Origin of the sequence: Microcoleus sp. Z1_B2 (assembly GCF_036700325.1) — a bacterium.
Classification (GTDB): Bacteria; Cyanobacteriota; Cyanobacteriia; order Cyanobacteriales; family Microcoleaceae; genus Microcoleus.
Genome location: NZ_JAUBOQ010000001.1, coordinates 244,855 through 257,941, shown reverse-complemented (window position 1 = coordinate 257,941; position 13,087 = coordinate 244,855). Strand labels below are relative to the sequence as shown.

Below are 13,087 nucleotides of genomic sequence, written 5' to 3'. Positions count from 1 at the left end.
GAGGCTATGAATGCCCATTCTTGTGACTACTTTCCTATGCCTGACCTCATTCCCGAATTTCAGACCTGAATCCTTACCTTGCTAGAATAAGCGATAATAAATAATATGCCATTTTCATTGTAAGAGTGTGCTAGCCATGACTGAGTTACTGGAGCGTGCGTTAGCGGAGCCCTCGAAGAGGATCGCTAAGTTGAAAACCTTGTCTGCAAGTGAGCAAGATGCGTTAGCGAAGCTTGCAGAAGAGGATCGCCTCAATGATTTTGGAAGAACTTCAAGACGATCTAAGATGGGATCGAGCATTTGCGAGTTCTCCCGATGTTCTTGCTAAACTTGCCGCCTCCGCAATGGCTGAGTATCACGCAGGTAAAACCCAAAAACTCGATCCAGAAACATTGTGAAGTCTCGTACTACAGCCGAATTCCGTAAATCTTTTGCGGCACTGCCTTTCACAAGTTCAAGAGCAAGCACGCGAGGCATATCGCCAGTTCAAGGAAAACCAAAATTATCCCAGTCTGCGTTTCAAAAAAGTGCATCCAGAGTTACCAATCTATTCTGCTAGAATCAGCAACAACTATCGAGCCGTTGGTCATTCGATTTTAGATTTTAGATTTTAGATTTTGGATTGACTTGCGCGAGATAAATTCGGGGGCTTGAGGATTTTAGATTTTCGATTTTGGATTGATTCCACGGATAAATCACGTGGCGGGTACCATCAAAAAATTCTTGGTCAGTTGGATGGAGATACTGCGATCTGGTTTTGGGTTGGTTCACACGCAGAGTACGACAGGTTGCTATCTCACTTATAATGGTTATTTCATATACTTTAGTTTAACTTTATGAGAAGGTTCACTGCGGTTGTTGAAAAAGACCATGAAACTGCTTTTGAGCTTTATACTGAGGCATTTTTATGTTGAACGTGACAGTTGATGAAATCCAGTGCGATCCTTCAAAGTATCTGCGTCAAGTGGAAGCAGGTGCAACTTTTGTTATCCTGCTTTCAGATAAGCCGATCGCCGAACTACAGCACTTTCCAGGTAAGTGAAGTACAGAGAAACCGGGTTTCTTGAATAAAACCGGTTTCTGGCGAGAAATCCAGAAGAAACCCGGTTTCTGGGGTGTACTTTATCAACCTGGAATCCGCTGTAAGACCTATTTCTAGCAGCAAGCAATTACGACCATTCGGTTTGTGTGCAGGGGAATTTACTGTTCCAGATGATTTCGATGATCCTTTGCCGGAAGATATCCGAGCGTGCATTTGAAGGTAAATGAAGATTCTGCTAGATACCCACATATTTTTATGGTTCATCAGTGGTGACGCCCAGTTATCAACAGATGTTCGAGATGCAATTCGCGATCCAGATAATGAGGTCTATTTGAGTGCAGTTTCAGTCTGGGAAGCAATTGTCAAGTACCAGTTGGGTAAGTTACCTCTGCAGGAGCATCCTGAAACATATTTACCTAAACAGCGCTATCTTCATCAAATTGTCAGTCTTGCTCTTCATGAAAGTAGCGTAGCTCAACGGGCTAAACTGCCACCATTACATCGCGATCCATTTGACACAATGCTTATTTGTCAAGCTTGACAGAATGGTCTGACTATTGCGACATTGGTGATGAATTATAAGCGTGCAGATAGCTAGATTTAGTGACATTTTTAGCACCACTCTTGAGCGCACACAACAGTTGCAGCCAACAAAGCGTGGTTAGATTTGACGCAATCTGTCGAGCTTTTTTAACTGTTGTGACTGTTCTTGCAATCGAGTTTCGAGCTTCTGACACACAAGTTCGCATAAATCAAAAATCATCGGGTCAGTGATTTGATAGTAAACACTGACTCCCTGCTGCTGCCGTTGAACGATGCCTGCCTGGGTCAAAATCTTGAGGTGCTTGGAAACATTGGCTTGCCCCAGCCCTGTTTCTTCAATGATTTCAGTGACATTTTTAGCACCACTCTTAAGCGCGCACAGCAATTGCAGGCGGCTAAGCTCTGATAAAACTTTGAAGTAGTCAGCCACCTGAGCGAGAGCGGAAACTGGGATTTGAGACATAAGCAGGAGTGAATAGATTTTGAGCGAGACTTGTTTTTTAGACAATACTACTATATAGTAATATTATCACTAAAGATGTAATGAGAGGCTGATGCCTATGCTGTTTCGTCAACTTTTTGACCGGGAAAGCAGTACCTATACTTATCTGATTGCCGATCGCGCTTCCGCAGAAGCCCTATTGGTCGATTCAGTGTTGGAACAGGTGGAGCGAGATATCAAATTGCTGAAAGAACTGGGTTTGACATTGCGTTATTGCTTGGAAACTCATGTTCATGCCGATCACATTACCAGTGCGTCTCAACTGCGGGAAGCAACAGGCTGTGTGAGTGTGGTTCCAGCCCAAGCACAGGTTAACTGTGCAGACCGTTTTATCCATCCAGGGGAAACGCTACAGCTTGGAACTGTGGAAGTGCAGGCGATCGCCACGCCAGGACACACAGATAGCCACATGGCATACCTCGTCAATGAAAGTCACTTGCTGACCGGGGATGCGTTATTGATCCGTGGCTGTGGACGCACGGATTTTCAAAGCGGGGACGCCGGAACCTTGTTTGATTCAGTTACTCAAAGATTATTTACCTTGCCTGATTCTACCTCGATCTATCCAGGACACGACTATCGCGGGCAAACTGTTTCTTCCATTGAGGAAGAAAAACGCTGGAACCCTAGGTTTACAGGGCGCAGTCGGGATGAGTTTATTCAATTTATGAATGCACTGAATCTGCCCAACCCTCAAAAAATGATGGAAGCCGTGCCAGCTAATGAACGGTGTGGCAACCTCACCTCAATTTCTGCCTAGACCTTTGATCTATTTTATTTGGAGTACAACTATGACACTGACTAACGATTCTCAACTTCAAGAAATTGATGCTCAAACCTTGAAACAATTGCTTGAGGAAAACGCCGTAACTTTAGTGGATGTTCGGGAATCTGCCGAATATGCAACTGAACGTATTCCCGGCGCAAAATTGCATCCACTGTCACAATTCGATCCAATTCAAGTACGACCGTCTGAGGGACAAAAACTCGTTCTCTACTGTCAATCTGGAAATCGCTCTGCCAAAGCCGCCAGACAATGTTTAGACGCAGGATTCAATTCTGTGATTCATCTGCGTGGTGGAATTCCTACTTGGAAAAATGCAGGCTATCCGATTGAAAAAAGTCAAAATGCGCCGATTAGCTTGTTTCGGCAAGTGCAGATTGTTGCAGGCTCATTGGTTTTTGTGGGAACAGTTTTAGGGGTATTTGTCTCACCTAATTTTTTACTTCTGAGTGGATTTGTGGGTGCTGGCTTAGTGTTTGCTGGAATCACTAACACCTGTGCGATGGGAATGCTACTGGCAAAGTTACCTTACAACCAACAAGCCGGAAATAAACGATGATCTGGATAATTGGACATTTCCTGGCAGTTGGTATTGGTGTGAGTTTAGGCTTATTGGGCGGTGGTGGTTCTGTGCTAGCACTGCCTGTGCTGGTTTATGTGATGGGTGTTGCGCCTAAACCTGCGATCGCCATGACTTTGATTATTGTCGGGACTGTTAGCTTATTGGGCAGCATTCCCCATGGGCGGCGCGGTAATCTTAATCTCAAAACCGCAGTAATTTTTGGAACTGCAACCATGTTGGGGGCTTACCTCGGTGCAAGAATTGCGACGCTGCCGTTCATTACCAGCGCATTCCAGATGACCCTATTTGGATTGTCGATGCTGATTGCCGCAGGCTTGATGATTTATCGCACCACCTTGTCAAAGACGGTAGTATCTAGTAAGGATGAGCTAGAGGCTATCGAGTACGTCAAACCTGTTTGCAAATACTGCTGGCTATGGCTGATGACTGAAGGGATTGCAGTAGGGATTTTGACAGGATTAGTCGGTGTGGGTGGCGGGTTTGCGATCGTCCCTGCCTTGGTTTTATTGGGAAACGTACCCATGCGACAGGCGATAGGGACTTCTCTGCTAATTATTGCGTGTAATTCGGTCGCGGGTTTGCTAGGTTATTTAGGGCATATTTCCTTAGACTGGAATCTCACGGTTTCATTCACCTTTTTAGCTGGATGCGGAACGGTGATTGGGGCTTATCTTGCACAGTTTATTCCAGCGCAACAACTTCAAAAAGGCTTCGGTTACTTTCTGCTAGTAGTCGCCACATTCGTATTAGTCCAAAATCGTGATAGCTTACAGGGAATCAAAAAGTCATCTGCTGACGAGCCACCTCACAACGCACTCTCTTCAAACGGACGGGAGATGTCGGCTGTGATGCCGAGGTAATCTGCCACCACTCATCTTAGCCCTTAGATCGCGATCGCCCTATTCAATACTTCAAAATTACCACTAGATCGATCGCCCTTCAATTCAATGCGTTAGCGAAGCTTGCAGAAGAGGATCGCTCTTAGGGTTTCTAGCCTTAAGTTTATTGGTGAGTGTTCTGCATCAAGTTGGATGGAGACATTTTTACGGTTGGCAAATTATATTTTGTCGCCGAAAGCTGTGCAACCATTTCTGCACGAGACGAAACCTCAAGCTTACGGAACATTCGCTTCAAAGCTTGCTTTACTGAATTCTCAGTAATCCAAAGTTCCCTCCCGATTGCTGCGTTGGTTCGCCCCAAAGCAACCAATTCGGCAATTTGCAATTCACGAGGCGTTAGGCGTGAAGTCTTGAAAGGTTGGTGCTGCGATTCCCTACGGCATAGCTTCGCCGCGCGTACTGTTGCAGCCCAAACAGACAAATGCAAACAGATCGCACTCAAATCGGCTAGATTCTCTGTATCGAAAGCGGGCATGGAGCGATCGCGCGTACAACCCACTACACCCATTAATTGACCGCGACTGACCATCGGCCCCGCCATCACGTGCCAATGATCGGGACGGGGACAAATCATTGTCCAAACCTTGGGAGATGATGTCACTAATGCTTCATGGACAGGAGCATGGCGCTCCGCTAAATAACGTGCAACAGGATTATGTTCGATCGATAGCGCAACTTTCAATGTTTTCTGAAAATTGCTATCGGCTAAAGGAAGTCCATCGAAGAAAAAGATTCCCGATCTTTTAGCTGCAAAATACTCACCGATTTTGGGCAGGATTTGCGATCGCAGCTCTTGTTCATCCTTCACCTGGTCGATCGCTTCAAATAAAAGCTGCAAGGGACTTGTCATGCTCATGGTGTCAACCGATTTTAGATTTTAGATTTTAGATTTTAGATTTTAGATTTTAGAATTGACCCCACGGAGGAATCTGGGGGCTTGTAACCAAATTGCTTGAGTGTCAAAAAGAGTACCCGATCGAGGTCTGGAAGCATGGCAATACTCAGTTTATATTACCCTTACAATCTCAAAAACAACTTGACATGATAACAGATTTGGAAATCGACGGCGCTCCTACACCTTGGATGCCTAGCGGCTTTTATGTGACTTCAATCATCTTTAATGTCTGCTTGATTGCTCAGTTATTGACGGTTGGAGTTGCCTACTTCAATAATCCTGCATGGTGGAATATTCATGTTTGGTTCGTGCGAGGGTACAGTGGACTGTCATTAGTATTGCTGGGATGGTCGTTTATCGCCCCATTCTCGCGCAGAATACGACATCTCGCCGCCAGTTTGCCAATCCTGCTTGGACTACAATTTTCTAGCATTCATCTCAAAACTGCTCTTCACCTAGAGATACTCCATCCTCTAATTGGATTCACGTTAGTCTATGTTTCTTCAAGCCTTGTACATCGCATATCGTCCACTTTCTCGTCCAGCAACTATCAGAACAATCAAATTTGAGAGGTAGAAATGACGCAAGATACAATCTTCAGTCCCTTCTTTGCAACAGTGTTTCTCACATTCATCGTATGGGTGTATATGTACATCCGCCGTATCAGTTTTATCACCAGTAGAAAGCTCAGCCCGAAAGAACTTGCTGTACCGGGAACACTGGCACAAATTTCGCCACCAAGCGTATCCAATCCATCGGATAACCTAAAAAACCTGTTCGAGATTCCGGTACTTTTTTATGCGCTTGTCCTGTACCTGTTCGTCACGAAGCAGGTGGATACAGTGTATGTGAACGCCGCGTGGGTATTCGTCGTGTTTCGCACATTGCATAGTGCTGTTCATTGCACATTCAATCTCATCATACTTCGGTTCTACCTCTATCTATTTGCCACGCTCGCGGTGTGGTTCATCGCGATCCGCGCAGCACTTATGCACTTTGGCACAATTAATTAACCTCGTTCCAATGAGGTAGAAGTTATCAACAGTCGCCGAACAATGAAGGTGCAGCGGAAAGCCCACCCTGTTTCTGCGTGTAGGTTTGGGGTCTTGCGGGGCGGTCTGCCACTGAACCGAGTCGTTAGGTCGCGATCGCAATACTCAATAAGGATCGCGAATTAAATAACTTACAATTTTAATTGTTATTGTGGGATGGGCGTCCCGCCCGTCATGAGTGGACGGGCGGGACGCCCATCCCACAATCTTGTGGAAGTTATTTAATTCTCATTCCTAATTTAAAATTACCAGAAGAGCGATCGCTCTTCAATTCTGTACGATGCTTTGTTTGAGGGCTGCACTGAATGGGAAGTGGTTAAGATTGAGGAGCGATCGGGAATGGTGAAATTGGCTGTTGCCGAATGGGGATCTGAATCACAAACTTAGTGCCTGAGCCAGGTGTAGAAAAACACTTGATTTTACCGCGATGTTTTTCAGTAATGATTTGATAACTAATCGACATCCCCAAACCAGTACCTTTACCGATGGCTTTGGTGGTAAAAAAGGGATCAAAAATGCGCTGCGTCACTGAGTCTGGCATACCGATTCCATTGTCAGCGATCGCCACCTCCACCCATTGATGGTCGATCGCAGAAGTCCGAATCGTAATCTGGTTCGGGGTGTCTTTAAGCTCCCGATAGGAGCGTTTAGTATTCATCTCATCTAGGGCATCCAGGGCATTGACCAATATATTCATGAATACCTGATTGAGTTGTCCGGGGAAACATTCCACCTTGGGCAAACTGCCATAGTCTTTGATCGTTACCACGCCTGGACACTCTGGTTTATCTTTGAGCCGGTGCTGCAAAATCAGCAATGTACTTTCAATTCCCTCGTGAATATCAACATCTTTGAAGTCGGCTTCATCCATACGAGAAAAGTTTCGCAACGAGACGACAATACCGCGAATTCGCTCGGTTCCTACCCTGATAGATGAAATTATCTTTTGGATATCTTCAGTGAGGAATTCCAAATCGATTTCCTCTGCCATTGCTTGCACGTCTGGATCGTTGCTGGGATGGCGCTGTTGATAGAGTTCGATCATCTGCAGCAGATTTTGGGTATATTCGTCCAGGTGAGTAAGATTACCGTGGATGAAGTTGACCGGGTTATTGATTTCATGGGCAATTCCCGCAACCAACTGTCCCAAGCTAGACATTTTTTCGCTTTGGATCACTTGCATCTGAGCTTTTTTCAGTTCGTTTAGGGTCGTCTCCAGTTCTTTAGCTTGCGCGGTTGAGGAGATTGCTAGTTCTTCGATCGCAGCAACCTGGGGCAGACTTGTCCAGCAAGCAATTGCCACTCCCACAAATGCCAGCGTCATCAACACAATAATTAGCAGATAGGGATTGTTGGTTCCGGCTTCTACCCGCAGCCAGGAGCGAATCAGCCAACTGATCGTCGCTGTACCACAAATCAGCGCAATCAAAATTGCGACCTGAAGCACCACAAAGTATTCATTTTTAGGAGGAGTTACTGGCTTGGTATGGAGTCGATTCCACCACGGTAAATGCAAAGATTCCCAAGGAATCCGCCGAATTGCAGCGTCGAGCGCTATCAGTGCTAACGGCAACAGCAACCCGATACCAAAATCCATCCATCCCCAGGCAACGCCACCCACCACCAGGGAAATGAACTCCAGCACCAGTAATGCTAAGGATAGTCGCCCCCAACGCACGACTGGATCCTTGCGCTGCATCCACAGCCCCAAGTGAAACCCCATGATAGAAATGAAAAAACTCACCCCTGACACCACGACAATTCGAGTGGTGTTGCCCCATACTAAAAATCCTAAACTACAGATAAAGGTTAGCAGCAGCGCGGGTTCTAGGGCACCCCGACGGGATACTGCGCCAAACACTGGAGACAACAGCCCATCCTGCGCGAGTTGAAAAAGGATGCGGGGCGTATTGCAAACGCTAGTCGCAGATCCCAACAAACAGCTAGCGGCAACCAGCAATGTGACGATGACAGGGGCAGCGTCTCCCCAGAAAGGCTTGGCAGCAACCAGGAATTTGCCGTACAAATTGCCTTCTAAACCGGCAGCGGTTGCCAACTGCACCAACACTAAAGTGCCACCCACAAACACCAGAGGCATGAACCAGGCAACCCAAGACAGGGCCTTGAGGGTGTCTTTTGGGTGGAGACTGTCTGCTACAAAGGATGAAGCTGTGTCACAGCCATAGAAGCTATAAGCTGCAAACAAGAACCATTTCAGCCAGTCATGGACACTGATGGCATCAATGCTGCTGGGCAAAAGTCCGGGGCTTTGGGGATCCAAGGCAAGCCAGCCTAAACCCTGAACGCAGAAGAGGAGTAAAAAGCCGATCGAAGGAAAGATAAAAAAGAGGTGCAGAATGGCGACGGCACGGGTGCCGCTGAATGCTAAAAAGTAAGATATCGCAGTAAAACCGATCTCAAACACTTTTTCTGGAACATTCAGCCCCATCGGTTCTAAATGAAATTGGATCAAATCTGTGATGACGATCGCATTAATGGCCGGAAAAGAAACCCACCCCAAGTAGTAGGCAATCCCCAAGTAACGGGAAAGGGCAGGGTAACGATGCAGCAGTCGCGTGATGTAATTGGGTGTTCCCCCAGATACATCTGGATATTTCTCGCCCAAACTCTGAACTTGAAGGTTAAACAGAATTCCGACCATCGCACCAGGAATCCAGACCAACAGGGATGCGGAGCCAATTTCTGCTTGCACCGACGGCGCTAAGGTAAACCACATCAGATATCCAACCACACTAAAGCCCCAAGCTTCCGCAGAGGACATGGTGCGCCGGAGGCGATTTAGAAATGGCACACGATCTATTTCCATAAAAAGCAGATAGGGGTAATCCTATTGTGATACAATTGCAATTTTTACTGTCAATAAAAAACAAATACCTAGTGTTTCCTTCTAGAAATTAAAATTCTAAAGTCGATCTGATGTAGCGGTCAAATATTGAGGCAATGAGTTGAGGTTGCTAGCGATCGCACTCTCGATCGCAACAACTCATTGGAACTGATATCTTGCACCAGTTGCATTAACCCTTTCACGGGCGGACTAGAAGAGCAACGGCCCACAAAAAAATTAACTTTTTGTGGAACAGGCCCAAAAGCCTGTGAGAGCGAGAATGGTGCAATATCTCAGTTGACACAGACTCTATTGAGTCTTTTCACTTGGTTTAATGTACCGTTAGCTAGCGATCGCAATACTCAATACCCAATACTTCTAAATTACCTGCAGGCGATCGCGCGGGAGCAAGTTTTGAAGCGATGCACTAAAATCTTCTTCAGATAGCTATTATAGATTAACCATGAAGATTAAGGCGATTATCTGGCAAGAAGATGGCCTATGGTGCGGCTCAGTTCGATCGCTTCCAGGTTGTCACACATAGAGAGAGAGTTATGAACAATTGTTATAGATGCTTGAAGATGCTGTTCAGGGTTGAGTTTAAGTCGTCAATCAACCAAATGAACTTGCACCGGAAAAAAAGTTAATTGAGTTATCTCTATGAAATCTGTTTCTGGCAAAACACTCTGCAAAATCGGTGAGGGACATGGTTGAGAGCTAAAAATAATCGCTGTGTCTCGTTATAAGACTCTTTTGCTTTCCATCCCTAATTTTTCAATTCACCGGGTTGCCTTCCTCAAAAAAAATGAAAAGGTAAAAGCCTTTTTCAACCTATGAAAGGATTGATTCAATATCTTTACGAAATCAAGTTAGATAAAGCTATTCTCTGGTGCTATCTCATTTGGTATGTTGTAGTAGTTGGTTTTCATTTTGATCCTTCGGTTAAGATATGGCTCAATTCAATTGGTATAAGTGCTGTAATCGGTACGGGTCTGATGCTAAGTGTTTCTTCTAGTAAAGGCAAAAGAGATCATTGGCAGGCATTCAGGTTATATCTCATGCCATTTTGTGTCTCCAGCTTCTCTGCCTTAATTAAAGATGAGGGATTTATCATATTTATCTCACCAAATATCACCGAAACAATAGTGTCAATATCATGCTGTTGTCTATTTTTATTACTTATTTTAGTGGTCAAAATATTCAATAATAAAGTTATTTAGCGGAACTAAAAAATTGGTGAAAGCAGCAAAAATATGACATTTTTGCTTGAAATTACCCCATCGCATTTAAGGGCGATCGAGCTTGTAGAATTCTTACGCCCCGATGAAGCGATGGAATTGTTTATTGAAATCGCTTTCTTAGTTTATAGTCGGATAGTTCTTTGAGTGCGATCGCTTTTTGGTTTGGGCGATCGCCAAGTTGTACTATACTGGCCCCTGTAAAGCAATTACCAAGATCCCCAGACGAATATCGGCGGTAAGCGGGTTGGTAAAATCGGTCGATCGCGCTGGCATTTTTTGCCCTCAAATCACTTTATTTGGATTAATTGGCGTTTTAAATTCTGCCTTCTACTTTCTCCATTGGGGCTACACAAGCGGGGGGTAATGCCCTCCCTACCGTCAATTGTCAATAATTAATTATGAATTGCTAGTCTTCCTGGAGGAAGCCAAAAAGATATATCATCATCTTAACCGGATCATTTCTTCCCAGATATGTTCTACTGTTCTAATCCCAGATGTTCTAATCCTTTCAATCCAGACAACTCTAAATTTTGTCAAAGTTGCGGCAAGTCCGACCTCACGCCTCTCTTCAGAAACCGCTACCGCGTGATTCGACTGTTGGGCGAAGGGGGATTTGGCAGAACTTACGAAGCGGTAGATACGGATCGCATGGACGATCCCTGCGTAATTAAGCAGTTTGTACCCCAATTTCAAGGAACCTCAGCACTTGAAAAAGCCGCACAATTGTTTAAAGAAGAAGCGAAACGACTTTACGAACTCGGCGAACATCCCCAAATTCCTCGATTAATTGCTTATTTTGAACAAGACAAGCGACTTTATTTAGTACAAGAGTTGATTGAGGGGCAAACTTTACTAGCAGAATTAACTCAGCAGGGCGTTTTTAGCGAAGAAAAAATTTGGCAGTTGTTGGCAGATGTACTGCCGATTTTGAAATTTGTGCACGATCGCAATGTCATTCATCGAGACATCAAACTTGAGAATATCATGCGGCGCCGCACCTCTGTTAGCTCATCCCTGCCAAAGGCGGGAAATTTTCGGAATTCAGCTTTCCGAAGGGGAGGGCGGGGAGAGTTAGTTTTGATAGATTTCGGCATTTCCAAACAAGTGACGGGCTCGCTGATGAGCAAAGTAGGCACGACGGTAGGAACGCCCGGATATTCGCCTGTAGAACAAATGCGCGGTCAAGTTTTCCCCGGCAGCGATTTGTACAGTTTGGGAATAAGTTGCCTGAGACTACTAACTCAATGTTTGCCAAAACTTGACGGTTCCGATGACCTTTATGACCCGATAAACGGCGGCTGGATGTGGAGAGAACGGTTGCCAGCCGGCACAAAAATTAGCAGCGAGTTGGCAAATGTTTTAGACAAATTAATTCAAGATTATCTCAAAAATAGATATCAATCTGCTGATGAAGTAATCAAAGCTTTAAATCTCTATTCTTTACCTCCCCAACCCCATTGTGCCAATGGAGGACAACTTGCTCTAAATTCTTTTCGGACAAAGGGAGGACAACTTGCCATCAATCCTCCCCTCAATCAAAGCAGGCAAATCAATAGCAATATCTCTGTCAATCCGAGGGAAAAATCTAACACAAATCCGCCTCCGAACAAGGCAGCACAGAGAATTCCCGCTGTCAAAAGCACTTTTGAATTTCAGGTGGTGACAGTAGACAAGCGCGGGAAGCCAACTAATGTTAACAGCGGCCAAGCGCGTTTTTTTGAAGAACGTCTTGGTAGCAGTACAGCGCTGGAAATGGTATCAGTTCCTGGCGGTACTTTCCTCATGGGTTCTCCAAAAGATCGGGGTGACAGCGACGAAAAACCTCAGCACCCAGTAACTTTAGGCTCTTTCTATATTAGCAAATTTCCCGTCACTCAGGCCCAGTGGACAGCAGTTGCGGCGCTGCCGGAAATTAAAATATTTCTCAATCCCGATGCTGCCCGTTTTAAAGGTGCAAATCGACCTGTAGAAAATGTATCTTGGTACGAGGCTGTGGAGTTTTGCGATCGACTTTCTCGCAAAACAGGTAAGAATTATCGCTTACCTAGCGAAGCCCAATGGGAATATGCTTGCCGGGGGCAAACTACGGGGCCGTTTCATTTTGGGGAAACGATTACCAGCGAGTTAGCCAATTACAACGGAAATTCTAATTACGCTGACGCGCCCAAGGGAGTTTATCGCTTTCAAACGACAGATGTTGGCAGTTTTAAACCTAATGCTTTCGGATTGTACGATTTTCACGGAAATGTTTGGGAATGGTGCGCGGATTCTTGGCACAATAATTATAACGGTGCGCCTGCCGATGGTAGCGTTTGGGAGTCTGACGGGGAGTCTTCGCTGAGGTTGTTGCGGGGTGGTTCTTGGAACGATCATCCTCCGAATTGTCGCAGCGCGTGTCGCCTCAGATATCAGCCGGATTGCAAGGCTAGTATTGTGGGTTTTCGAGTGGTTGTTTCTGTTGTTTAAGAATGGCGATTCCCTACGGAATACATCCGCTTCGCGCACTTTTTAACTTAGGAATGAGAATTAAATAACTTCCACTCTTGAAAGTGGGATGGGCTCTTATAGCCCGTCATGAGTGGACGGGCGGGACGCCCATCCCACAATAACAATTAAAATTGGGCGACGGGCGGGACGCCCATCCCACAATAACAATTAAAATTGGGCGACGGGCGGGACGCCCATCCCACAATAACAATTA

At 45.4% G+C, this 13,087-nt stretch carries 14 protein-coding genes; 11 read left to right on the top strand and 3 right to left on the bottom strand.

Annotated elements, in window-relative coordinates; translation table 11 throughout:
• Window positions 1-254: 254 nt before the first annotated feature.
• From QT984_RS00975 to QT984_RS00965, 4 genes are all read left to right on the top strand, one after another.
• Window positions 255-398, top strand: coding sequence for a hypothetical protein (locus tag QT984_RS00975; protein ID WP_333372837.1), 144 nt, complete (start codon window positions 255-257; stop codon window positions 396-398).
• Window positions 399-431: 33 nt separating this feature from the next.
• Window positions 432-614 carry a ParE family toxin-like protein gene (locus QT984_RS29705; protein WP_445305851.1) on the top strand — a complete coding sequence of 61 codons (183 nt, stop codon included), beginning with the start codon at window positions 432-434 and terminating at the stop codon, window positions 612-614.
• Window positions 615-907: 293 nt separating this feature from the next.
• A complete protein-coding gene (locus tag QT984_RS00970) occupies window positions 908-1,042 on the top strand; it encodes a hypothetical protein (RefSeq protein WP_333372834.1) in 135 nt (44 codons plus the stop codon).
• 223 nt (window positions 1,043-1,265) lie between these two features.
• Window positions 1,266-1,583 (top strand): type II toxin-antitoxin system VapC family toxin, encoded by a 318-nt coding sequence (locus tag QT984_RS00965; RefSeq protein ID WP_333372831.1) that lies wholly within the window; start codon window positions 1,266-1,268, stop codon window positions 1,581-1,583.
• Between the two features lie 120 nt (window positions 1,584-1,703).
• On the opposite strand, the gene QT984_RS00960 is transcribed toward QT984_RS00965, so the two are convergent.
• On the bottom strand, window positions 1,704-2,048 hold the full coding sequence (locus tag QT984_RS00960) for a metalloregulator ArsR/SmtB family transcription factor (RefSeq protein ID WP_333372828.1): 345 nt from the start codon (window positions 2,046-2,048) through the stop codon (window positions 1,704-1,706).
• A 97-nt stretch (window positions 2,049-2,145) separates the two neighbouring features.
• Here QT984_RS00960 and QT984_RS00955 point away from each other — a divergent pair, with 97 nt between their 5' ends.
• The 3 genes from QT984_RS00955 to QT984_RS00945 are packed head-to-tail and all read left to right on the top strand — an operon-like array spanning window position 2,146 to window position 4,314.
• Window positions 2,146-2,847: an MBL fold metallo-hydrolase gene (locus tag QT984_RS00955; protein WP_333209220.1), complete on the top strand. Its 702-nt coding sequence runs from the start codon at window positions 2,146-2,148 to the stop codon at window positions 2,845-2,847.
• Window positions 2,848-2,878: 31 nt separating this feature from the next.
• The gene (locus QT984_RS00950; RefSeq protein ID WP_333054390.1) at window positions 2,879-3,430 is read left to right on the top strand and encodes a rhodanese-like domain-containing protein; all 552 of its coding nucleotides are present in this window, start codon (window positions 2,879-2,881) and stop codon (window positions 3,428-3,430) included.
• On the top strand, window positions 3,427-4,314 hold the full coding sequence (locus tag QT984_RS00945) for a sulfite exporter TauE/SafE family protein (RefSeq protein WP_333054388.1): 888 nt from the start codon (window positions 3,427-3,429) through the stop codon (window positions 4,312-4,314). Before QT984_RS00950 ends, QT984_RS00945 begins: the two co-directional genes overlap by 4 nt.
• Window positions 4,315-4,456: 142 nt before the next feature.
• On the opposite strand, the gene QT984_RS00940 is transcribed toward QT984_RS00945, so the two are convergent.
• Window positions 4,457-5,209 carry a LuxR C-terminal-related transcriptional regulator gene (locus tag QT984_RS00940; protein WP_333209217.1) on the bottom strand — a complete coding sequence of 251 codons (753 nt, stop codon included), beginning with the start codon at window positions 5,207-5,209 and terminating at the stop codon, window positions 4,457-4,459.
• Window positions 5,210-5,394: 185 nt separating this feature from the next.
• Here QT984_RS00940 and QT984_RS00935 point away from each other — a divergent pair, with 185 nt between their 5' ends.
• Both QT984_RS00935 and QT984_RS00930 read left to right on the top strand, forming a co-directional pair.
• Window positions 5,395-5,817: a DUF6220 domain-containing protein gene (locus QT984_RS00935; protein WP_333264706.1), complete on the top strand. Its 423-nt coding sequence runs from the start codon at window positions 5,395-5,397 to the stop codon at window positions 5,815-5,817.
• Window positions 5,818-5,826: 9 nt separating this feature from the next.
• Entirely contained in the window at window positions 5,827-6,261 is a 435-nt protein-coding gene (locus QT984_RS00930; protein WP_333209215.1) for an MAPEG family protein, read from the top strand.
• Between the two features lie 355 nt (window positions 6,262-6,616).
• On the opposite strand, the gene QT984_RS00925 is transcribed toward QT984_RS00930, so the two are convergent.
• Window positions 6,617-9,127, bottom strand: coding sequence for an ATP-binding protein (locus QT984_RS00925; protein ID WP_333372824.1), 2,511 nt, complete (start codon window positions 9,125-9,127; stop codon window positions 6,617-6,619).
• A 1,271-nt stretch (window positions 9,128-10,398) separates the two neighbouring features.
• On the opposite strand from QT984_RS00925, the gene QT984_RS00920 reads away from it, so the two are divergent.
• Complete coding sequence (locus QT984_RS00920; RefSeq protein ID WP_333313069.1) at window positions 10,399-10,530, top strand: hypothetical protein; 132 nt, start codon at window positions 10,399-10,401, stop codon at window positions 10,528-10,530.
• A gap of 327 nt (window positions 10,531-10,857) precedes the next feature.
• Window positions 10,858-12,852: a bifunctional serine/threonine-protein kinase/formylglycine-generating enzyme family protein gene (locus tag QT984_RS00915; RefSeq protein ID WP_333313070.1), complete on the top strand. Its 1,995-nt coding sequence runs from the start codon at window positions 10,858-10,860 to the stop codon at window positions 12,850-12,852.
• Window positions 12,853-13,087: the final 235 nt, after the last annotated feature.

What these genes read in the sequence shown, in the direction of transcription:
- QT984_RS00975 (WP_333372837.1), top strand. Translation starts at nt 255, where the DNA reads ATGATTTTGGAAGAACTTCAAGACGATCTAAGATGGGATCGAGCATTT.
- QT984_RS00970 (WP_333372834.1), top strand. Translation starts at nt 908, where the DNA reads ATGTTGAACGTGACAGTTGATGAAATCCAGTGCGATCCTTCAAAGTAT.
- QT984_RS00965 (WP_333372831.1), top strand. Translation starts at nt 1,266, where the DNA reads ATGAAGATTCTGCTAGATACCCACATATTTTTATGGTTCATCAGTGGT.
- QT984_RS00960 (WP_333372828.1), bottom strand. Translation starts at nt 2,048, where the DNA reads ATGTCTCAAATCCCAGTTTCCGCTCTCGCTCAGGTGGCTGACTACTTC.
- QT984_RS00955 (WP_333209220.1), top strand. Translation starts at nt 2,146, where the DNA reads ATGCTGTTTCGTCAACTTTTTGACCGGGAAAGCAGTACCTATACTTAT.
- QT984_RS00950 (WP_333054390.1), top strand. Translation starts at nt 2,879, where the DNA reads ATGACACTGACTAACGATTCTCAACTTCAAGAAATTGATGCTCAAACC.
- QT984_RS00945 (WP_333054388.1), top strand. Translation starts at nt 3,427, where the DNA reads ATGATCTGGATAATTGGACATTTCCTGGCAGTTGGTATTGGTGTGAGT.
- QT984_RS00940 (WP_333209217.1), bottom strand. Translation starts at nt 5,209, where the DNA reads ATGAGCATGACAAGTCCCTTGCAGCTTTTATTTGAAGCGATCGACCAG.
- QT984_RS00935 (WP_333264706.1), top strand. Translation starts at nt 5,395, where the DNA reads ATGATAACAGATTTGGAAATCGACGGCGCTCCTACACCTTGGATGCCT.
- QT984_RS00930 (WP_333209215.1), top strand. Translation starts at nt 5,827, where the DNA reads ATGACGCAAGATACAATCTTCAGTCCCTTCTTTGCAACAGTGTTTCTC.
- QT984_RS00925 (WP_333372824.1), bottom strand. Translation starts at nt 9,127, where the DNA reads ATGGAAATAGATCGTGTGCCATTTCTAAATCGCCTCCGGCGCACCATG.
- QT984_RS00920 (WP_333313069.1), top strand. Translation starts at nt 10,399, where the DNA reads ATGACATTTTTGCTTGAAATTACCCCATCGCATTTAAGGGCGATCGAG.
- QT984_RS00915 (WP_333313070.1), top strand. Translation starts at nt 10,858, where the DNA reads ATGTTCTACTGTTCTAATCCCAGATGTTCTAATCCTTTCAATCCAGAC.